Source organism: Anoxybacillus dikiliensis (assembly GCF_050613275.1).
GTDB lineage: Bacteria > Bacillota > Bacilli > Bacillales > Anoxybacillaceae > Anoxybacillus.
In genome coordinates, this window is the sequence record NZ_CP187112.1 from 2,641,097 (window position 1) to 2,659,985 (window position 18,889).

Genomic DNA, 18,889 nt, shown 5'->3' on the forward strand with positions numbered 1-18,889 from the left:
TTTATATATTAACCCCTTTGTTTCCCCATCCTTTATCGTTTCATCGAATCGACTTCATCAATATGAATCGTTTTGCGGTTGCGGTATAGCGCAATTAAAATCGCTAAACCGACCGCTGCTTCTGCGGCAGCAACAGTAATTGTAAACAGCGAAAATACTTGACCTGTAATGCCTGGATTTACCCCATATTTACTAAATGCCACTAAGTTGACGTTGACCGCATTTAACATGAGCTCGATACAAATGAGGACGATCACCGTATTGCGCTTTGTTAATGCTCCGTACAACCCGATGCAAAATAATAAAAGCGCAAATACGAGATAGGCGGATAACGGTACGCTCATTCTCCCTCCTCCTTATCATCTTTTTTCGCTAAAATGACGGCGCCAACGAGGGCAACAAGCAATAATACGGATGTTAGTTCAAACGGAATGACGTACTTGGAATAAAGAGCGATCCCGATTTGTTCCGTATTGTTTTCATGAAGTCCAACCGCTTCCGTACCAAAGTCAAGCGTGCGAATGCCGATGTACATAACCGCACCGAATGCGACCGTACCAAGCAACGCAAGCGCTTTACGAAGCGGACTTCCTGTCGATTGTCCGTCATCTTGATGGCGCGTAAGCATAATACCGAACAACATAATAATTGTAATCGCACCAGAGTAAATAAGCACTTGTACTGCCGCAACAAACTCAGCCGATAAAAGCACGTAAATGCCGGCAAGACTGACGAACGTAAATACAAGGGCGACGACCATGTGGACGACTTTGTTTAAATTTAACATAAAAATGCCGCCGCCTAGCGCAATGAGCGCAAGGATGAAAAATGCGAGATATTGTCCGCTCATGGTTTATTCACCTTCCGCACGTTCGTATCGTTTTCGTCGAGCCACGTTAAATCTTTGAATAGTTCGTCGCGGCTATATTCTGCTAGTTCAAAATTGTTCGTCATGACGATCGCCTCAGTCGGACATACTTCCGTGCATAAATCGCATAAAATGCAAATTTCAAAATTAATGTCATACGTATCAATAATTTTTCCTTTTTTCGTCGGATCCGGATGCTTTTTGCCCGTCAGCTGAATACAGTCGGTCGGGCAAATGTTTGCGCACTGATTGCAAACGATACATTTTTCCGGATAAAACTTTTGAATGCCGCGAAAGCGATCCGGAAGCGGAAGCGGTTCATTCGGATAATCGTACGTCACCTTTTCTTTTGTTAAGTTTTTCAGCGTATACGCTAATCCTTTCATTAAACCGAGCATTTCTGCCCACCCACCTTTTTATTTAAAAAAATAGTTGTTTCACAAGAGCTGTGACAAAAATATTGACGAGCGCAACAGGCAATAATACTTTCCAACCAAACTCCATCAATTGATCGGCCCGCACACGCGGAAACGTAATGCGAAACCAAATAAATAAGAAAACGACGAGACTAAACTTTAATGCAAACCAAACCGCTCCTGGAATAAAACCGAGAAACGGAAGCGGATGCCATCCTCCTAAAAAGAGCACAGTCGTCAATGCTGCCATCGCAAAAAAGTACACGTACTCCGCGAGCATGAAAAACGCCCAACGGAATCCAGAATATTCAACATGGAATCCTGCAACAAGTTCCGATTCTGCTTCCGGCAAGTCAAACGGCGTCCGGTTTAGCTCCGCCACAGCGGCGATGAGGAAAACGAGAAATCCGATCGGCTGCGCGATAATAAACCATACATCTTTTTGTGCCTCAACAATGTCGTTTAAGTTTAAACTTCCTGACAACAAAATGACACCAATGACCGACATGACGAGAGGCACTTCATATGAAATCATTTGCGCGGCTGCGCGCATGCCTCCAAGTAGTGCATATTTGTTGTTCGAAGCCCATGCACCTGTCACAACGCCAATCGTCGTTAATCCTGACACGGCGATGTAATAAAGCAAGCCAACGCCAATATCGGCAAATTGCAACGCATCAGTAAACGGCAGGGCTGCAAGCACCATAAAAGCAGGGGCAAATGCGATGACCGGTGCTAAAATAAACAGCGGGCGATCGGCTGCTTTTGGAATCGTATCTTCTTTCAACAATAGTTTTAATACGTCCGCAACCGTCTGCAATAACCCCCAGCGCCCCCCAACTTGGTTCGGGCCGATGCGTCCTTGCATAAATCCCATCACTTTTCGTTCCGCTAAAATGCCGTACGTAACAAATCCTAATACAACGAGCAACAAGCCAACACCAATCGCGAAAAATATCGCAACGTTCGTCCAGCTCGGCGTCGACTGTAAAAGTTGTTCCATCATCATCCATCGACCTCCCCAAGCACGATATCAATCGCGCCAAGTATCGCAATTAAATTCGCGATATTTTCCCCTTTTAATAGTTTCGGAAGGATTTGCAAATTATAAAATGACGGTCGACGGAATTTTAAGCGATACGGCTCTTTTTTCCCGTCGCTCGCAATATAGCACCCAATTTCTCCGCGCGGCGACTCGATGCGGACGTATGCTTCTCCCGGCGGCGCTTTAATAATTTTCGGCACTTTTGCCATAATGTCTCCTTCATGTGGAAACTGCTCACACGCCTGCTCAATAATACGAAGCGATTGTTCAATTTCAGCAAGGCGGCATTCATAGCGGGCGAAGCAATCGCCTTCCGTACGAACAGGCACGTCAAAATCAAACCGATCGTAAATAGAATACGGTTCATCTTTTCGTAAATCCCATTTTACACCTGTACAGCGCAAATTGACGCCGCTTAATGAATATGCTAACGCTTCTTCTTTCGTATACTTTCCGACTCCGATGACACGGTTGCGGAAAATTTCATTTCCTGTCACAAGCTCATGATAGCCTTCTAGCTGTTTGCGCATATATGGAACGAACTGTTTCACTTTGTCGACCCAGCCGTCTGGCGCATCCCATTTCACGCCGCCCACACGCATGTAGTTAAACGTTAATCGCGCACCTGATAGTTCATTTAATAGATTAATAATCATTTCCCGCTCGCGAAACGCATATAAAAATGGACTGACCGCCCCAATGTCAAGCAAATATGTCCCCCACCAAACGAGGTGGCTCGCAATGCGACCGAGCTCCATCGCAAGCACGCGTAAATACTCGGCTCGCTCCGGCACTTCAATGCCCATCATCGTTTCTACCGCATGGCAAATGACATAGTTGTTCGTCATCGCTGATAAATAGTCCATGCGGTCGGTGTACGGAATGATTTGTGTATATTGTAAATTTTCTGCGATTTTTTCGGTGCCGCGGTGAAGATAACCGATGACAGGAGTCGCTTCTTTAATGATTTCCCCATCGATTTTTAGCACGAGACGAAACACGCCGTGTGTGCTCGGATGTTGCGGTCCGACGTTTAAAAGCATCTCCTCTGTTCTAAGCACATTTTACCCCTCCATATCGTACGGCTCGTAATCTTTTCGGAGCGGATAGCCGACCCAGTTCTCCCCTAAAAATATGCGAATGAGTTGCGGATGACCTTCGAAACGAATGCCAAGTAAATCGTACGCTTCGCACTCTGGCCAATTTGCTCCTGGCCAAAGCGGAACGAGGGAATCGATCACCGGATGGTCACGATCAATTTTCACTTTCAACGCAACAGATTGGCGATTTTTATAGGAGTACAAGTGCACGTACACTTCCATATGCGTTTGAAAATCCGTTCCGTGCAGTTCTGATAAATAATCAAAACTTAGCTGCTCATTATATTTTAAAAACTCAGCCACTTTAAAATATGTATCTTTTTTCACAACGAGCGTCGGTACGTCTTTCGACAAACGATTAATGTAAGCGTTTTCTAGCACGTCTTTTCCGAGATGTTGTTCAATTACTTTGACGTATTTGTCGAGATATGGCTGATTTGGTGAAGGTTTTTCCTCTTTTTCTTCAGCGACATCTGCACTTTTTGCTTTTGCTGCCGCTGCAGCTTTTGCTTTCGCTGCCGCTGCCGCTTTTTTCTTCGCTAATTCTTCTTCGCTTAATTCCCCAGACTCTGTTGCTTTTTGTTTCGCTAACGCTGCAGCTTTCGCTTTCGCCGCCGCTGCCGCTTTTTTCTTCGCTAATTCTTCTTCGCTTAATTCCCCAGACTCTGCTGCTTTTTGTTTTGCTAACGCTGCAGCTTTTGCTTTCGCCGCCGCTGCCGCTTTTTTCTTCGCCAACTCTTCTTCGCTTAATTCCCCAGACTCTGCTGCTTTTTGTTTCGCTAACGCTGCAGCTTTTGCTTTCGCCGCCGCTGCCGCTTTTTTCTTCGCCAACTCTTCTTCGCTTAATTCCCCAGACTCTGCTGCTTTTTGTTTCGCTAACGCTGCAGCTTTTGCTTTCGCCGCCGCTGCCGCTTTTTTCTTCGCAAGCGCAAGGTCTTCTTCACTTTCGAGCGGAGGCTCAGTTTGTTTCGCTGCTTGCTTCGCCGCAAGTCGCTCTTTCGCTAATTGTTTCGCCCGTTCCGCCGCCTCTTTTTTTAGTTGCTGTAAATCTTTTTCATCACTCATTTACAGCACCCTCTTTCCTGTTTTCGCTTCGTAGCGAATTTTTTCTTTTAGTTTGTTAATGCCATAAATCAATGCAGCTGGATTTGGCGGACAGCCTGGAATATATACGTCAACCGGTACAATTTGATCGACACCTTTTACGACGCAATACGATTTCACATACGGACCGCCTGCCGTTGCGCATGATCCCATCGCAATGACCCATTTCGGTTCAGGCATTTGATCGTACAAGCGGCGAACAATTGGGGCCATTTTTTTCGTGACTGTGCCCGAGACGATCATCACATCTGATTGACGCGGCGACGTGCGGAAGAAAGATCCGAAACGATCTAAATCGTAATGGGAAGAGCCGACTCCCATCATTTCAATCGCACAACAGGCAAGTCCGAACGTAAGCGGCCATAGCGAATTGCTGCGCGCCCATGCTTTTAGCTGCTCTAATGTCGTTAAAAAGACGTTGCGGCGCATTTCTTCCATTTCTTGATCTGATACGTTCAATAATTTTACATCCATTTTAACACCTTCTTCTTCCAAGCATACACAAGTCCAATCAACAACATGACGACGAAAATAAGCATTTCAATGATGGCAAATGCACCGAGCTTTTCAAACGCCACCGCCCACGGATATAAAAATACAGTCTCGACGTCAAAAATGACGAACAAGAGCGCAAAAATGTAATACCGTATGTTAAACTGCACACGGGAATCGTGGAACGGATCTAATCCGCTCTCGTACGTTGTTTGTTTCGCTGCGTTTGGCGCATGCGGACGAAGAAAACGACCTGCCGTAAGCGCAACGACTGGAAGTAAAATGCCTAAACAAAGAAACACAAAGACGACTACATAACTGTTTACATAAACGTTCAACGATGCCCCACCCCTTTGTGACTTTATACACATTTTTCAAAAACGTCACACTATTAAGACTGTAACCGATAACATTATATCACTTCTTCACATATGTGTCGATAAAACTTGTTCCAAAAATAAACAAAAAACCCCAAGAGACAATGCTCTTAGGGTTAAAAATTACGATTCGCAACATTTAAACGGTTAATCGCACGGCGTAAAGCCAATTCTGCCCGTTTATGATCAATGTCATCTTGCTTCGCTTGCAAGCGGCGTTCAGCCCGCTCTTTCGCCGCTTTTGCGCGCGCAACATCAATATTTTCTGCTCGCTCTGCTGCTTGCGCTAAAATCGTCACACGATCAGGGCGAACTTCTAAAAAGCCACCACTGACCGCCACAAGTTCAGTCGCGTTTCCTTTTTTTAAACGAACCGCGCCAATTTCTAGCGGTGCGACCATCGGAATGTGCCCTGGCAACACGCCGAGTTCGCCGCTTTGCGCTTTAGCGCTTACCATTTCCACATCCGCTTCATACACTGGGCCGTCCGGAGTTACGACACTGACTTTAATCGTCTTCATGAAAAAATCCTCCTCGGTCCCTTATTAAACTTCTACGCCCATTTTTCTCGCTTTTTCAATTACTTCTTCGATGCGGCCAACTAAGCGGAACGCATCTTCTGGAAGATGGTCATATTTTCCTTCCAAAATTTCTTTAAAGCCACGAACTGTCTCTTTTACAGGTACGTATGAACCTGGTTGCCCTGTAAACTGTTCAGCGACGTGGAAGTTTTGTGATAAGAAGAACTGAATGCGACGAGCGCGATGAACGACAAGTTTATCTTCTTCTGAAAGCTCATCCATACCAAGAATCGCGATAATGTCTTGTAATTCTTTATAGCGTTGCAACGTTTGTTGCACTTTGCGCGCCACTTGGTAATGCTCTTCTCCAACAATTTCTGGCGAAAGCGCACGAGATGTCGATGCAAGCGGGTCTACCGCTGGGTAAATACCCATCTCTGATAATTTACGCTCTAAGTTTGTTGTCGCATCTAAGTGCGCGAACGTTGTCGCTGGCGCTGGGTCTGTGTAGTCGTCCGCTGGAACGTAAATCGCTTGGATCGACGTAACCGAACCGACAGCCGTTGATGTAATACGCTCTTGTAATTGACCCATTTCTGTCGCAAGTGTTGGTTGGTAACCTACCGCTGAAGGCATGCGTCCTAATAGAGCGGAAACTTCTGAACCTGCTTGCGTGAAACGGAAAATGTTGTCGATGAAGAACAATACGTCTTGTCCTTGCTCATCACGGAAATATTCCGCCATTGTTAATCCTGTTAGCGCAACGCGCATACGTGCTCCAGGTGGCTCGTTCATCTGACCGAATACCATCGCTGTTTTGTTAATAACGCCAGAGTCTTTCATTTCATGGTACAAGTCGTTTCCTTCGCGCGTCCGCTCACCAACGCCGGCGAATACGGAAATACCACCGTGCTCTTGCGCGATGTTGTTAATTAACTCTTGGATTAAAACCGTTTTTCCTACCCCTGCACCACCGAACAAGCCGATTTTTCCACCTTTAATATAAGGAGCAAGAAGGTCTACAACTTTAATTCCTGTTTCAAGAATTTCAACTTGTGTTGAAAGTTGTTCGAATTTTGGTGCCGGACGGTGAATTGCATCGCGACGAGCGTCTGCTGGAATGTCTTCTCCTAAGTCAATCGGCTCTCCTAATACGTTAAATACGCGTCCGAGCGTTACTTCACCGACAGGAACAGAAATCGGTGCTCCCGTATCGATGACTTCCATTCCACGAACTAATCCGTCAGTTGTTGACATCGCAATTGTGCGCACTGTGTCATCCCCAAGGTGAAGGGCTACTTCTAACGTTAAGTCGATATCGACTTCTTTTTCGTTACGCGCTTTATGTTTAATTTTTAGGGCGTTGTAAATCGCAGGTAAGTGTCCGTCTTCGAACTTTACGTCTACAACAGGACCCATAACTTGAATAACGCGTCCTTTTGCCATCGTTTTCCCTCCTAACTAACTGCTTAAGCTATTGCAAGGCGTTCGCTCCGGCCACAATCTCTGTAATTTCTTGCGTAATTGCTGCTTGACGGGCACGGTTGTAAGAAAGTGTAAGCGTCCGAATCAATTCTTTTGCGTTGTCTGTTGCATTTTTCATCGCCGTCATACGCGCAGCATGTTCGCTCGCTTTTGCATCAAGCAACGCGCCATAAATTAAGCTTTCAGCGTATTGCGGCAACAACACTTCTAAAATTTCTTCTTGTGACGGCTCAAATTCGTAAGCTGTCAACTTTTTATCGGAAGCTAAATCCGTTAACGGCAACAGCTTTTTCTCCGTTACGTCTTGTTGGATGGCGCTCACGAAATGGTTATAAAACATATACAGTTCATCAAACGTGCCATCCGCAAACATATTGACAGTTTTGTTCGCAATTTCTTTAATGTCCGCAAACGTTGGTTGATCTGGCAAACCGGTAATATGTAAAGCTACCGGGATGTTGCGACGTTTAAAGAAATTTAAGCCGACGCGGCCGATTGCAATAATCGCATATTCTTCTGTCGAACGGTGACGTTCTTGAATCGTTTGAAAAACGGTACGAAGCACGTTGCTGTTGTAGGCGCCAGCTAAGCCACGGTCAGATGTAATAACTAAATATCCCGTCTTTTTGACTGGGCGCTTCACAAGCATCGGATGAGAAGCGTCGTTGCTTCCGAGCGCAACGCTCGCTACGACCTCTTGAATTTTTTCCATATACGGCGTAAACGATCTTGCATTATGTTCCGCACGATTTAATTTTGATGCCGAGACCATTTCCATCGCTTTCGTAATTTGGCTCGTCTTTTTTGTCGTGTTAATGCGCGCTTTTATATCGCGTAACGATGCTCCCAAAGGTTTCACCACCTTTTTCGCTCAATTGTTGAAAGGGGACGGAACAGCTACGCCGTTCCGCTCACTTTTCTTACTCCGATACAACAAACGTCTTTTTGAACGCTTCAATCGCTTTGTTGAAGTCTTCTTCGTTTGGAAGATCGCCTGTTGTGCGAATGTGTTCCATCAGTTTTTGACCGTTTTCGTCTTTGTCTAACCATGCATGGAACTCTTTTTCAAAGCGGCGAATGTCTTCTACTGGAATGTCATCTAAGAAGCCGCGTGTTAATGCGTAAATAATTGCTACTTGTTTTTCAACTGGTAGCGGCTCATGTAAACCTTGTTTTAACACTTCAACTGTGCGCGCCCCGCGAGCAAGTTTCGCTTGTGTCGCTTTATCAAGATCCGAACCGAACTGCGCGAACGCCTCTAACTCACGGTATGCCGCTAAGTCAAGACGCAACGTACCAGATACTTTTTTCATCGCTTTAATTTGTGCTGCTCCACCGACGCGCGATACAGAAAGACCGGCGTTAATCGCTGGACGCACACCAGAGAAGAACAAATCAGACTGCAAGAAAATTTGTCCGTCTGTAATGGAAATGACGTTCGTTGGAATGTATGCTGAAATGTCGCCCGCTTGTGTTTCAACGAACGGCAACGCTGTTAATGAACCTGCACCTTTCGCATCGCTTAGTTTTGCTGCGCGCTCAAGCAAGCGAGAATGCAAGTAGAATACGTCACCCGGATACGCTTCACGACCTGGCGGACGGCGTAATAATAACGAAAGCTCACGGTAAGCTGCCGCTTGTTTCGACAAGTCATCATATACAACAAGAACATGTTGTCCTTTGTACATGAAGTATTCGCCCATCGTTACGCCCGCATATGGTGCTAAGAATAAAAGCGGAGCTGGTTGTGACGCAGACGCTGTAACGACGATTGTGTAATCTAATGCGCCGTATTTACGCAACGTTTCAACGACGTTACGAACTGTTGATTCTTTTTGTCCGATCGCCACGTAAATACAAATCATGTTTTTCCCTTTTTGGTTAATGATTGTATCTACTGCAACGGACGTTTTTCCTGTTTGACGGTCTCCGATAATTAACTCACGTTGACCGCGACCGATTGGTACAAGCGCGTCGATCGCCTTAATTCCCGTTTGTAATGGCTCATGAACTGATTTACGATCCATAACGCCAGGTGCCGGGCTTTCAATCGGACGAGTTTCTGTCGTTTCAATTGGACCTAATCCGTCTACTGGTTGTCCTAATGGATTTACGACGCGACCGATTAACGCTTCTCCAACTGGCACTTCCATAATCCGACCTGTACGACGTACTTCATCGCCTTCTTTAATGCCTGTGTACGGTCCTAAAATAACGATACCGACGTTGTTTTCTTCTAAGTTTAGCGCCAGTCCCATGACGCCGTTGGCAAACTCAACAAGCTCTCCTGACATGACGTTGTCGAGGCCATGAGCACGAGCGATTCCGTCACCGACTTGAATGACTGTACCGACATCGCTCACTTCGATTTCAGACTGATAGTTTTCGATTTGCTTTTTTATCAGCGCGCTAATTTCTTCCGCTTTGATGCTCATGCATTTCACCCCTATCTATAAATGTTAGCGAGTTAACTGTCGCTGTAATCTTGCTAATTTTCCGCTGACGCTGCCGTCGAAAATGCGGTTGCCGATGCGCACTTTTACCCCACCGATGACATCTTTATCGATGATGTTTGTGATGCGAAGCGCGTCAACGCCAACTTTTTTCGCAAATACTTCTGCAAGCGCCTTCGTTTCGTCTTCTGTTAATGGACGGGCCGAATAGACGATCGCCTCAGCCACACCACGCGCCTCATTCGCTAGCGCAATGAACGCTTCTGCCAAATCTTCTACAATGTCGATGCGATGGCGATCTAAAAGCAACATGAGCGTATGTTGCAATACCGTCGAAATGTTCGCAAACGCTTCTTGGATGAGCGCTTTCTTTTTCGCTAGCGCAATTTTTGGATGGCTCAATACAGAAAGAAGTGCTTCATTTTGTGCAAACACTTGTTTAACAACGCGAAGTTCTTGTTCGAGCTGATCAAGAAGCTGTTGCTCTTTCGCAATTTCAAAAAGTGCCGACGCATATCGTTTCGCTACGACTTGTTTGTTCATCGGCTTTCTCCTACCTCTTGAATGTACTCGCTAATCAGCTTCGCTTGATCTTGTTCGCTCAATTCTTTTTCAATGACTTTCGATGCAATAAGTACGGATAAAGAAGCAACTTGTTGGCGTAACGCTGCCATCGCTTGTTCTTTTTCTTGTGCGATTTCTTTTTTCGCTGCTTCTTTTAAGCGCTCCGCTTCAGCGCGTGCCGCTTGAATGATTTGCTCTTTTTGCTCTTCACCAAGCTTACGTGCTTCTTCAATAAGCGCTTGCGCTTCTTGACGCGATTTTTTCATTAATTCACGTTGCTCTTCTGCAAGCTTTTTCGCTTCTTGATGATGTTTTTCTGCTTGCTCGATTTCGTTCGCAATATGCTCTTCACGTTGTCTCATGACGCCCATTAACGGACCGAATGCATATTTGCGAAGCAAGAACATGAGCAAGAGGAACATGATTAATTGGAATGCGATATCACCGCCGTTGAACCCATGTCCACCAGCGCCTAATACAAACATGTTTACCACCGCGCGTTTCACTCCCTTCAAAAATCGCCCGAATATCGATCGGAACGTGTGCGTACGAACATAAAGGAATGGCGAAGGTTCTCATGGAATGATCTTCGCCATTGTTGAACGAGTTTCGTTTCCGTATGCAGTTACAGCTCGTTTCGAACGAGCGCTCATCTTTAGCGACCTTGAACCATGAACGCGATAACGACCGCGATGATCGGAATCGCTTCGACTAACGCTACCCCGATGAACATTGTTGTTTGTAACATACCGCGCGCCTCTGGTTGACGTGCGATTCCTTCTACCGTGCGAGATACGATTAAACCGTTACCAATACCAGCACCAAGTGCCGCTAAACCAATTGCAATTGCAGCTGCTAATACACCCATTTGAAAAGTCCTCCTTCAATTTTTTATGTTGAAATGAATGTGTATGAAAATTAATGGTCATGACTCACTTTGTGCGCCATATAAACCATTGTTAACATTGTGAAAATAAACGCTTGGATCGCGCCGACGAAAATACTGAAGCCTTGCCATGCGAGCGTCGGAATAATCGCCGCAATCGTTCCGCCGACTCCTGTCGCTAAACTTCCCGCTAAAAGCGCCAATAAAATTTCGCCCGCAAAAATATTTCCGTATAAACGGAGACCGAGCGTTAACGTATTCGCAAACTCTTCAATAATTTTTAACGGGAATAAAATTGGCATCGGGCTGACGAACCCTTTGGCGTATTCTTTAAAGCCATTTAACTTAATGCCATAATAGTGGGATAACGCCACAACCATCGTTGCCAACGTCAGCGTAACGACCGGGTCAGCAGTCGGTGATTTCCACCATAACTTATTGTCAATCACAACAGAAAATGGAAGACCGAGCATATTGGCTACGAAAATGTACATGATGAGCGTCATGCCGAGCATGTGGAAACGCCCACCTGTCTTCCAATCCATGTTACTTTTAATAATCCCCTTGACAAAATCCATGACCCACTCTAGAAAATTTTGCATACCTGTTGGCTTCATCGACAAGTTGCGCGTTGCCAATAAAGCGATGACAAACACAATGACGGATGTAACCGTAATCATTAATACGTTGGCTAAGTTAAACGTTAAGCCAAACAGCGTGTATAAAGGAGCTTCGTGATGCATCTTGTACTCACCTCTCTTCCCCTTTTGTATTTTGAAAAAAGAAATCTATTATAATGACAATGTAAGATGTCATTAATCCCACTACGATCCATCCGATAGAAAACTGTTCAGGCCAACGAAAAGCAATAAATACGGCAAGCGCTGCCGCTGCCATACGCGACATCATGCCAAGTGAACGCGCTTTTTGTCCAGACGCAACCGCTTGTCCAAATCGCTCCACTTTCCGCACCATCGTCCAACCGTTATATAAGCTGATGATCGTTCCGAGAAGCAAACTTGAAAACGCTTGCGAATACGGCGTAAACGCCCAGCCAAGCACATAAACGGCCAACAAATATAGTATGTATGATTTGTGACGTCGCCAATGTCGCTGTAGTTCGTTCATTTTTCCTCTCCTGAAAAAAATGAGCGAATGAGGCGAATCATCGCATAAACACCAGCCGCTAACCCGAGCAACAAACCGACAATCAGAAAGAGCGGTTCAGTACTAAAGTGTTCGTCGACAAAACGTCCTCCAAAAATCCCAACTAAGACGGACCCGACAAGTTGAGACGAAATGGCCGTCATCAAACCGATTGCTCGAAACGGATGGCGCTCACGTTGTCGCATACGAAAGCCTCACTTTTCATTTTCAGAATTTACTGTATTTTTAAAAAGGTTATCCTTATCCCTTTGTAAGCATACAATAGTGAAAACGTGATGTCAATGCGTTCGGTCACAAAAGTAGGGAAAATTTTTGGTAGAAAAAAGGGATGCGTCATCACATCCCTTTTTCGTGTTGAAATGGCGTCGGTGGAACATCGCTTTGCCCGAAATAATAACGAATCGCTTCGACAATCCGCTTTGATGCCCATCCGTCACCGTACGGATTTGACGCTTTCGCCATTTGGTCATATGCTTTTTCGTCCGTCAGTAGCTCGCTAGCTAACTTGTAAATCGTTTGTTCGTCCGTTCCAGCTAATTTTAGCGTTCCCGCCTCGATCCCTTCCGGACGCTCTGTCGTATCGCGCAACACGAGGACAGGCACGCCGAGGGAAGGCGCTTCTTCTTGAACGCCGCCTGAATCGGTTAAAATCATATATGCACGGGCTGCGAAGTTATGGAAATCTACGACATCTAACGGCTCGATTAAATGAATGCGTTCATCGTCTCCTAATATATCATTCGCCAATTCGCGAACGACCGGATTTAAATGAACGGGATAAACAACTTGAACGTCGCGGTAATCGTCTACGAGCCGTTTAATCGCCCGGAACATGTTGCGCATCGGTTCACCGAGGTTTTCGCGGCGATGCGCCGTCAGTAAAATCATGCGGCTTCCCGCTACCTTTTCTAAAATCGGGTGGGTATACGTATCGCGCACCGTCGTTTTTAACGCGTCAATCGCGGTGTTGCCGGTAATAAAAATGGTGTCGCCTCGCTTGTTTTCTGCTCGTAAATTTTCCGCCGCTTTCGCTGTCGGTGCAAAATGTAAATCAGCTAATACCCCGGTTAATTGGCGATTCATTTCTTCTGGAAACGGCGAGTATTTATTCCACGTTCTTAATCCCGCTTCTACGTGCCCAACAGCAATTTGGTTGTAAAACGCGGCAAGGCTAGCGACAAATGTCGTTGTCGTGTCGCCGTGGACGAGCACGATGTCAGGCTTTACTTTTTTCATGACGTCGTCTAAGCCAGCAAGCGCTCTTGTCGTAATATCGACAAGCGTTTGACGCTCTTTCATAATGTTTAAATCGTAATGCGGTTGAATGCCAAAAATATCAAGCACTTGATCAAGCATTTGTCGATGTTGTGCTGTAACGGTAACGATCGACTCAATGTCCTCGTATTGTTGCAATTGTAAAACGAGCGGAGCCATTTTAATGGCTTCCGGTCTCGTTCCGAAAATGGTCATGACTTTTCGTTTTCCCATTACGCTCACCTTACTTCGTTCCAAATAGACGGTCTCCAGCATCGCCAAGACCTGGAACAATATAGCCATGATCGTTTAGCTTTTCGTCTAACGCAGCGATGTAAATGTCGACGTCTGGATGCGCTTGTTGCACCGCTTCTACCCCTTCTGGTGCAGCAATTAAGCACATAAACTTAATGTTTTTCGCGCCGCGCTTTTTTAGCGCATGGATCGCTTCGACAGCCGATCCGCCTGTCGCAAGCATCGGGTCGACAACAATAAAGTCGCGCTCTTCGACGTCTGTCGGAAGCTTTACGTAATATTCAACTGGCTTTAACGTCTCTGGATCGCGATACAATCCGATATGACCTACTTTAGCAGCTGGAATGAGCTTTAAAATGCCGTCTACCATCCCGATTCCTGCACGCAAAATCGGGATGATGCCTAATTTTTTCCCTGCGATTACTTTCGCTTTTGCTTTGCTGACAGGCGTTTCAATTTCGACTTCTTGAAGCGGCAAGTCACGTGTAATTTCAAACGCCATAAGCGTTGCCACTTCTTCGACAAGCTCTCGGAACTCTTTCGTTCCTGTATGTTTGTCGCGAATGTATGTAAGCTTATGTTGAATTAACGGATGATCAAATACGTACACTTTACTCATGTCAGTCGCCCCTTTTTTCATATGCATTCTTGTAAATTTTACATAAAAACAAACGAGGATTCAACTTACGATTTAAAGAAAAAGGTGCCCCGATGGACACCTTATACGTACAGTGGGAATTTTTCAGTTAATGCGGCAACACGTTCGCGCGCCTCTTCTAATTTTTGCTCATCATCTTTATGTTTGAGCGCAAGCGAGATGATGCGCGCAATTTCATCCATTTCCTCAAGCCCAAATCCGCGGCTTGTCACCGCTGCTGTACCGATGCGAATGCCGCTAGTAACGAACGGGCTTTCTGGATCGTACGGAATCGTGTTTTTATTGACCGTAATGCCAATGTCATCGAGAACTTTTTCAGCGACTTTTCCTGTTAAGCCGATGGAACGTAAGTCGATTAACAACAAATGATTGTCTGTGCCGCCAGAGACGAGCGTAAACCCTTCGGCCGTTAAGGCTTCGGCTAGACGGTTAGCATTGTTCACGATGTTTTGGGCATATGTTTTAAAGTCATCTTGTAACGCCTCGCCGAGCGCGACTGCTTTCGCGGCGATGACGTGCATAAGCGGGCCCCCTTGAATGCCTGGGAAAATCGCTTTATCAATTTGTTTCGCAAACTGCTCTTGGCATAAAATCATTCCTCCGCGCGGACCGCGTAACGTTTTATGCGTCGTTGTCGTCACAAAATGGGCGTAAGGAACAGGATTCGGGTGCAAACCTGCCGCCACAAGCCCCGCGATATGCGCCATATCAACCATGAGATATGCGCCCACTTCATCCGCAATTTCACGGAACTTCGCAAAGTCAATCGTGCGAGGATATGCGCTTGCCCCAGCAACGATCAATTTCGGTTTATGTTTTAATGCTTTTTCGCGAACGTCATCATAGTTAATGCGATGCGTTTCCGGATCGACACCATATTCAACGAAATTGTACTGCATACCGCTAAAGTTCACCGGGCTTCCGTGCGTTAAATGCCCTCCGTGCGACAAATTCATGCCAAGCACTGTATCCCCGTGTTGTAAAACTGTAAAATAGACAGCCATGTTCGCCTGTGCCCCTGAATGCGGCTGAACATTTGCATGCTCGGCTCCGAACAATTGTTTTGCACGTTCACGCGCAAGTTCTTCCACGACGTCGACATGTTCACAACCACCGTAATAGCGACGTCCCGGATATCCTTCTGCATATTTGTTTGTTAACACCGATCCTTGCGCTTCCATTACTGCTTCACTAACGAAGTTTTCTGATGCAATCAGTTCAATTTTTGTTTGTTGTCGTTTTAATTCATCTTGAATGGCTTGAAATACTTTCGGATCTTGCTGTGACAAGCGACTCATCGACAATCCTCCCCTAAATTATGAATATTCTTTTTTATCTTAACACATTTTCAAATGAAAAAGTGAACAAAATTAACCGATCGAACATGATTTGTTCGCCTTTTCTTGTGAGTATACGGCTCGCTCGCCCCCGATCAATTTCGGTCTCGTTTTGGCAAACGTAACGACCGCATGCCCAATTTGCTTGACGGATGTCCGCACAGGAACAGCGACATGTTTTAAATGCATGCCAATTAACGTCGCACCAATATCAATTCCCGCATCTGCGCGAATATGTTCAACGACGACAGGGTCAGCCAGTTGCGTGTACGCATACGCTGCCATCGCTCCACCTGCGTTGCGAACAGGAATAACCGTTACGATGTCAAGCTGCTTTGCCATAGCTGTTTTCCGCTCAACAACTAACGCGCGGTTTAAATGTTCGCAACATTGAAACGCAAGCTGAACCCCTGTTTCATCATGCCATCGTTTTAATTCTTGAAACAACATGGCTGCGACATCCATCGTTCCTGCCGTCCCAATTTTCGCTCCGATGACTTCGCTCGTGCTGCATCCGATGACGACAACATCGTTTGCTGTCAACGGGACTTGGGCACGAAATTCAGCTAACGCCGTTTGCCACTGATTGCGCCATTGTTCCATCTCCATCACGCCATTCCCACCTTCACTGTGCACGTTCATAAGTGGAAATTTTTTGAATACGCTGTTCGTGACGTCCTCCTTCAAACGGTGTAGTAAGCCACACTTTCGCGATTTCTCTTGCTAACCCCGGTCCAATGACGCGCTCCCCCATCGCTAATATGTTGCTGTCATTATGTTCACGCGTCGCCTTTGCGCTAAATACATCGTGAACGAGTGCGCAACGGATACCTTTCACTTTGTTTGCCGCAATGCTCATGCCGATACCTGTTCCGCAAATTAATATGCCGCGGTCAAATTCGCCATTCGCCACTTTCTCTGCTACTGGCAACGCGTAATCTGGGTAATCAACAGACGTTTCACATTCACAACCGAAGTCTGTATACTCGATGCCCATTTCATCCATTAATTTTTTAATTTCTTCACGAATGCGAATGCCTCCATGGTCTGATGCGATTGCTACTTTCACGTTTAAACCCCTCCTTGTTTGTGTAAAGAAAAAACCGTCTCTTTTCATTTTAACGATTCGAGACGGTCTTTTCACCATTTATTATGCTTATAAACGGAAGCGAGCAATCGTTTGTTTTAATTTTTCTGCTTGTTCTCCAAGTTCCGTCGCCAGCTCGCGCATGCTTTCAATGACAGCTGTCTGTTCTTGCGTAGCCGCCGTCACTTCTTCCGCACCAGCCGATGTTTGTTCGGCGATCGCTGCCACTTCTTGTGATTGAACAGATGTTTGCTGAATATATTTCATTTGTTCATCGACAAGTTGGGCAATTTGTTTTACAGCATTTGCGACTTCATGAATGGATGCACTCATATGGGAGATCGCTTGATTTGTTTCGTTTCCTTTCCTCGCTTCGTCATTCGCTTGCTTCACTTGCTCTGTAATTTGTTGGACGACGTTTGCTACTTCATGTTGAATGTTTTGAACGAGCTCAGAAATACCTTGTACCGCTTTAGCGCTTTCATCTGCCAGCTTTCTTACTTCTTCCGCAACGACCGCAAATCCTTTTCCATGCTCTCCTGCCCGCGCCGCTTCAATGGAAGCATTTAACGCTAATAAATTCGTTTGTCCAGCGATATCTCCGACGAGGGAAATAATTTGACCGACTTCTTTCGCATGATCTTCTAAACGCTGGACAACATGGAGCGAAAATTCATTGCTTTTCGCCAATTGCTGAATGCCGACGATGAGCGAACCGATTACTCGTTGGCTTTCTTCAAGCGTTGTTACCATGTCGGTCGATAGCTTTTCAGACTGCATCGCTTTTTGTTGGACGTTCCCCGCAATCGCTAACACATCTTCTACTGCTTCCGCTGTCGTCTGCATTGCAACGGCAGAATTGTCTGCTCCTTTTGAAATTTCGTCAATCGTTCGTGCGATGTTTTCCGCTTGTTCTGCCGCAACCCGAGAAACGTTTGTCATCTCCACTACCTTTTCATTTGTATGAGCAAAATTTTGTTGAATGTTGCGCACCATTTCGCGCAAGTTTCCAAGCATGTCATTAAACGCAAGCGCCAGTGAACGAATTTCATCGTCGGACTTTGGCACAGGTACATCTTGTCCAATTTCACCTTGCGCTGCTTTTAACGCAGCTTGCTCGAGCTGAGAAAGCGGTTTCGTAATAAAGCGCGCTGCAAAATACGCTAACACGCCTGACCAAAAAATGCCGAGTAATAACGTCAAAATTGTAAACATATTTTTTCCGAATGGAAGCCATTGCTTGACGTAATCGTACAGTACGTAAATGTAAAATGCACTTGTTGAATACGTAATGATTGCTAATACCGTTGTAAAAATAGCTAGCTTTTTTTGTAAGCTAAATGTGTATTTTCCCCCCATCATACATCCCCCTTGCCTTATAGCTTTTCATGTAGCTTTTCAATCGCTTGCTCGAGCTCATCGCGCGTTTGACGGTACACATCGATCGAACCGCCGAATGGATCGATGACATCTTTAGCGTCACCGAGAAATTCGTTTAACGTAAACGTTTTTCCTGCTGCTTCTGGAAAGCGCGACAGCACATGTTGTTTATGACTTTCGGTCATCGTTAATATGTACGTCGCCCAGTCAATATGTTCTTTCGATAATAACGTCGCACGATGGTCGATATGGATTCCTTTTTCAGCGAGCGCAGCTTTCGCATGTTGTGAAGCATCACTCCCATCAAACGCAAAAATGCCGGCTGATCTCACTTGCACATGCGGCAATTGTTTATGCTTTAGCAACGCTTCTGCCATCGGACTGCGGCACGTATTTCCTGTACATACAAACAAAACGTTCGTTTGGTCCACAACGTACAC

The 18,889-nt window shown here is 45.6% G+C and carries 25 protein-coding genes; all 25 read right to left on the reverse strand.

Going from position 1 to position 18,889, the window contains the following annotated elements; genetic code table 11:
- Positions 1-32 precede the first annotated feature (32 nt).
- The 25 genes from nuoK to ACPF7I_RS13870 all read right to left on the reverse strand — a co-directional run bounded on the left by nuoK (position 33) and on the right by ACPF7I_RS13870 (position 18,880).
- Positions 33-344, reverse strand: coding sequence for an NADH-quinone oxidoreductase subunit NuoK (gene nuoK / locus ACPF7I_RS13750; protein ID WP_004892986.1), 312 nt, complete (start codon positions 342-344; stop codon positions 33-35).
- Positions 341-850 carry an NADH-quinone oxidoreductase subunit J gene (locus ACPF7I_RS13755; RefSeq protein WP_430745673.1) on the reverse strand — a complete coding sequence of 170 codons (510 nt, stop codon included), beginning with the start codon at positions 848-850 and terminating at the stop codon, positions 341-343. The genes nuoK and ACPF7I_RS13755 overlap by 4 nt, the downstream gene beginning before the upstream one ends.
- Complete coding sequence (gene nuoI, locus ACPF7I_RS13760) at positions 847-1,266, reverse strand: NADH-quinone oxidoreductase subunit NuoI (RefSeq protein WP_003396988.1); 420 nt, start codon at positions 1,264-1,266, stop codon at positions 847-849. Before nuoI ends, ACPF7I_RS13755 begins: the two co-directional genes overlap by 4 nt.
- A gap of 22 nt (positions 1,267-1,288) precedes the next feature.
- Entirely contained in the window at positions 1,289-2,290 is a 1,002-nt protein-coding gene (gene nuoH / locus ACPF7I_RS13765) for an NADH-quinone oxidoreductase subunit NuoH (RefSeq protein ID WP_430746023.1), read from the reverse strand.
- The gene (locus ACPF7I_RS13770; RefSeq protein WP_430745671.1) at positions 2,290-3,390 is read right to left on the reverse strand and encodes an NADH-quinone oxidoreductase subunit D; all 1,101 of its coding nucleotides are present in this window, start codon (positions 3,388-3,390) and stop codon (positions 2,290-2,292) included. Before ACPF7I_RS13770 ends, nuoH begins: the two co-directional genes overlap by 1 nt.
- Positions 3,391-3,393: 3 nt before the next feature.
- The gene (locus ACPF7I_RS13775) at positions 3,394-4,494 is read right to left on the reverse strand and encodes an NADH-quinone oxidoreductase subunit C (protein WP_430745669.1); all 1,101 of its coding nucleotides are present in this window, start codon (positions 4,492-4,494) and stop codon (positions 3,394-3,396) included.
- On the reverse strand, positions 4,495-5,007 hold the full coding sequence (locus ACPF7I_RS13780; RefSeq protein WP_003396994.1) for a NuoB/complex I 20 kDa subunit family protein: 513 nt from the start codon (positions 5,005-5,007) through the stop codon (positions 4,495-4,497).
- Entirely contained in the window at positions 4,998-5,396 is a 399-nt protein-coding gene (locus tag ACPF7I_RS13785; protein ID WP_430745668.1) for an NADH-quinone oxidoreductase subunit A, read from the reverse strand. Before ACPF7I_RS13785 ends, ACPF7I_RS13780 begins: the two co-directional genes overlap by 10 nt.
- A gap of 122 nt (positions 5,397-5,518) precedes the next feature.
- Positions 5,519-5,923, reverse strand: a complete 405-nt coding sequence (locus tag ACPF7I_RS13790; protein WP_009360958.1) for a F0F1 ATP synthase subunit epsilon — start codon at positions 5,921-5,923, stop codon at positions 5,519-5,521.
- Positions 5,924-5,947: 24 nt separating this feature from the next.
- Positions 5,948-7,369: a F0F1 ATP synthase subunit beta gene (gene atpD / locus ACPF7I_RS13795; protein WP_009360959.1), complete on the reverse strand. Its 1,422-nt coding sequence runs from the start codon at positions 7,367-7,369 to the stop codon at positions 5,948-5,950.
- Positions 7,370-7,397: 28 nt separating this feature from the next.
- Positions 7,398-8,258: a F0F1 ATP synthase subunit gamma gene (locus ACPF7I_RS13800; protein WP_035049388.1), complete on the reverse strand. Its 861-nt coding sequence runs from the start codon at positions 8,256-8,258 to the stop codon at positions 7,398-7,400.
- Positions 8,259-8,328: 70 nt separating this feature from the next.
- The gene (gene atpA, locus ACPF7I_RS13805; protein ID WP_009360961.1) at positions 8,329-9,843 is read right to left on the reverse strand and encodes a F0F1 ATP synthase subunit alpha; all 1,515 of its coding nucleotides are present in this window, start codon (positions 9,841-9,843) and stop codon (positions 8,329-8,331) included.
- Positions 9,844-9,867: 24 nt separating this feature from the next.
- Entirely contained in the window at positions 9,868-10,404 is a 537-nt protein-coding gene (locus tag ACPF7I_RS13810) for a F0F1 ATP synthase subunit delta (protein ID WP_430745665.1), read from the reverse strand.
- Positions 10,401-10,910: a F0F1 ATP synthase subunit B gene (gene atpF, locus ACPF7I_RS13815; protein WP_430746022.1), complete on the reverse strand. Its 510-nt coding sequence runs from the start codon at positions 10,908-10,910 to the stop codon at positions 10,401-10,403. The genes ACPF7I_RS13810 and atpF overlap by 4 nt, the downstream gene beginning before the upstream one ends.
- 170 nt (positions 10,911-11,080) lie before the next feature.
- Positions 11,081-11,293 (reverse strand): F0F1 ATP synthase subunit C, encoded by a 213-nt coding sequence (gene atpE, locus ACPF7I_RS13820; RefSeq protein WP_003253662.1) that lies wholly within the window; start codon positions 11,291-11,293, stop codon positions 11,081-11,083.
- Between the two features lie 50 nt (positions 11,294-11,343).
- The gene (gene atpB / locus ACPF7I_RS13825) at positions 11,344-12,054 is read right to left on the reverse strand and encodes a F0F1 ATP synthase subunit A (RefSeq protein ID WP_003397004.1); all 711 of its coding nucleotides are present in this window, start codon (positions 12,052-12,054) and stop codon (positions 11,344-11,346) included.
- Positions 12,055-12,061: 7 nt separating this feature from the next.
- Positions 12,062-12,439, reverse strand: a complete 378-nt coding sequence (locus ACPF7I_RS13830; RefSeq protein WP_430745662.1) for an ATP synthase subunit I — start codon at positions 12,437-12,439, stop codon at positions 12,062-12,064.
- Entirely contained in the window at positions 12,436-12,663 is a 228-nt protein-coding gene (locus tag ACPF7I_RS13835) for an AtpZ/AtpI family protein (protein ID WP_430745661.1), read from the reverse strand. Before ACPF7I_RS13835 ends, ACPF7I_RS13830 begins: the two co-directional genes overlap by 4 nt.
- A gap of 151 nt (positions 12,664-12,814) precedes the next feature.
- Positions 12,815-13,966: a non-hydrolyzing UDP-N-acetylglucosamine 2-epimerase gene (gene wecB, locus ACPF7I_RS13840; protein ID WP_430745660.1), complete on the reverse strand. Its 1,152-nt coding sequence runs from the start codon at positions 13,964-13,966 to the stop codon at positions 12,815-12,817.
- 10 nt (positions 13,967-13,976) lie between these two features.
- On the reverse strand, positions 13,977-14,606 hold the full coding sequence (gene upp, locus ACPF7I_RS13845; RefSeq protein WP_009360966.1) for a uracil phosphoribosyltransferase: 630 nt from the start codon (positions 14,604-14,606) through the stop codon (positions 13,977-13,979).
- 101 nt (positions 14,607-14,707) lie between these two features.
- Positions 14,708-15,943: a serine hydroxymethyltransferase gene (gene glyA / locus ACPF7I_RS13850; protein WP_430745658.1), complete on the reverse strand. Its 1,236-nt coding sequence runs from the start codon at positions 15,941-15,943 to the stop codon at positions 14,708-14,710.
- Between the two features lie 72 nt (positions 15,944-16,015).
- Positions 16,016-16,585 (reverse strand): TIGR01440 family protein, encoded by a 570-nt coding sequence (locus ACPF7I_RS13855; RefSeq protein ID WP_430746021.1) that lies wholly within the window; start codon positions 16,583-16,585, stop codon positions 16,016-16,018.
- A 22-nt stretch (positions 16,586-16,607) separates the two neighbouring features.
- Complete coding sequence (gene rpiB, locus ACPF7I_RS13860) at positions 16,608-17,051, reverse strand: ribose 5-phosphate isomerase B (protein ID WP_003397018.1); 444 nt, start codon at positions 17,049-17,051, stop codon at positions 16,608-16,610.
- Between the two features lie 87 nt (positions 17,052-17,138).
- The gene (locus ACPF7I_RS13865) at positions 17,139-18,428 is read right to left on the reverse strand and encodes a methyl-accepting chemotaxis protein (protein ID WP_370627959.1); all 1,290 of its coding nucleotides are present in this window, start codon (positions 18,426-18,428) and stop codon (positions 17,139-17,141) included.
- 17 nt (positions 18,429-18,445) lie between these two features.
- Positions 18,446-18,880, reverse strand: a complete 435-nt coding sequence (locus tag ACPF7I_RS13870) for a low molecular weight protein arginine phosphatase (protein WP_430745656.1) — start codon at positions 18,878-18,880, stop codon at positions 18,446-18,448.
- Positions 18,881-18,889: the final 9 nt, after the last annotated feature.

Excerpts from the sequence above, each read along its gene's own strand:
- nuoK (WP_004892986.1), bottom strand. The coding sequence starts at position 344 with ATGAGCGTACCGTTATCCGCCTATCTCGTATTTGCGCTTTTATTATTT.
- ACPF7I_RS13755 (WP_430745673.1), bottom strand. The coding sequence starts at position 850 with ATGAGCGGACAATATCTCGCATTTTTCATCCTTGCGCTCATTGCGCTA.
- nuoI (WP_003396988.1), bottom strand. The coding sequence starts at position 1,266 with ATGCTCGGTTTAATGAAAGGATTAGCGTATACGCTGAAAAACTTAACA.
- nuoH (WP_430746023.1), bottom strand. The coding sequence starts at position 2,290 with ATGATGGAACAACTTTTACAGTCGACGCCGAGCTGGACGAACGTTGCG.
- ACPF7I_RS13775 (WP_430745669.1), bottom strand. The coding sequence starts at position 4,494 with ATGAGTGATGAAAAAGATTTACAGCAACTAAAAAAAGAGGCGGCGGAA.
- ACPF7I_RS13780 (WP_003396994.1), bottom strand. The coding sequence starts at position 5,007 with ATGGATGTAAAATTATTGAACGTATCAGATCAAGAAATGGAAGAAATG.
- ACPF7I_RS13785 (WP_430745668.1), bottom strand. The coding sequence starts at position 5,396 with ATGTGTATAAAGTCACAAAGGGGTGGGGCATCGTTGAACGTTTATGTA.
- ACPF7I_RS13790 (WP_009360958.1), bottom strand. The coding sequence starts at position 5,923 with ATGAAGACGATTAAAGTCAGTGTCGTAACTCCGGACGGCCCAGTGTAT.
- atpD (WP_009360959.1), bottom strand. The coding sequence starts at position 7,369 with ATGGCAAAAGGACGCGTTATTCAAGTTATGGGTCCTGTTGTAGACGTA.
- atpA (WP_009360961.1), bottom strand. The coding sequence starts at position 9,843 with ATGAGCATCAAAGCGGAAGAAATTAGCGCGCTGATAAAAAAGCAAATC.
- ACPF7I_RS13810 (WP_430745665.1), bottom strand. The coding sequence starts at position 10,404 with ATGAACAAACAAGTCGTAGCGAAACGATATGCGTCGGCACTTTTTGAA.
- atpF (WP_430746022.1), bottom strand. The coding sequence starts at position 10,910 with ATGTTTGTATTAGGCGCTGGTGGACATGGGTTCAACGGCGGTGATATC.
- atpE (WP_003253662.1), bottom strand. The coding sequence starts at position 11,293 with ATGGGTGTATTAGCAGCTGCAATTGCAATTGGTTTAGCGGCACTTGGT.
- atpB (WP_003397004.1), bottom strand. The coding sequence starts at position 12,054 with ATGCATCACGAAGCTCCTTTATACACGCTGTTTGGCTTAACGTTTAAC.
- ACPF7I_RS13830 (WP_430745662.1), bottom strand. The coding sequence starts at position 12,439 with ATGAACGAACTACAGCGACATTGGCGACGTCACAAATCATACATACTA.
- ACPF7I_RS13835 (WP_430745661.1), bottom strand. The coding sequence starts at position 12,663 with ATGCGACAACGTGAGCGCCATCCGTTTCGAGCAATCGGTTTGATGACG.
- wecB (WP_430745660.1), bottom strand. The coding sequence starts at position 13,966 with ATGGGAAAACGAAAAGTCATGACCATTTTCGGAACGAGACCGGAAGCC.
- upp (WP_009360966.1), bottom strand. The coding sequence starts at position 14,606 with ATGAGTAAAGTGTACGTATTTGATCATCCGTTAATTCAACATAAGCTT.
- glyA (WP_430745658.1), bottom strand. The coding sequence starts at position 15,943 with ATGAGTCGCTTGTCACAGCAAGATCCGAAAGTATTTCAAGCCATTCAA.
- ACPF7I_RS13855 (WP_430746021.1), bottom strand. The coding sequence starts at position 16,585 with ATGGAACAATGGCGCAATCAGTGGCAAACGGCGTTAGCTGAATTTCGT.
- ACPF7I_RS13865 (WP_370627959.1), bottom strand. The coding sequence starts at position 18,428 with ATGGGGGGAAAATACACATTTAGCTTACAAAAAAAGCTAGCTATTTTT.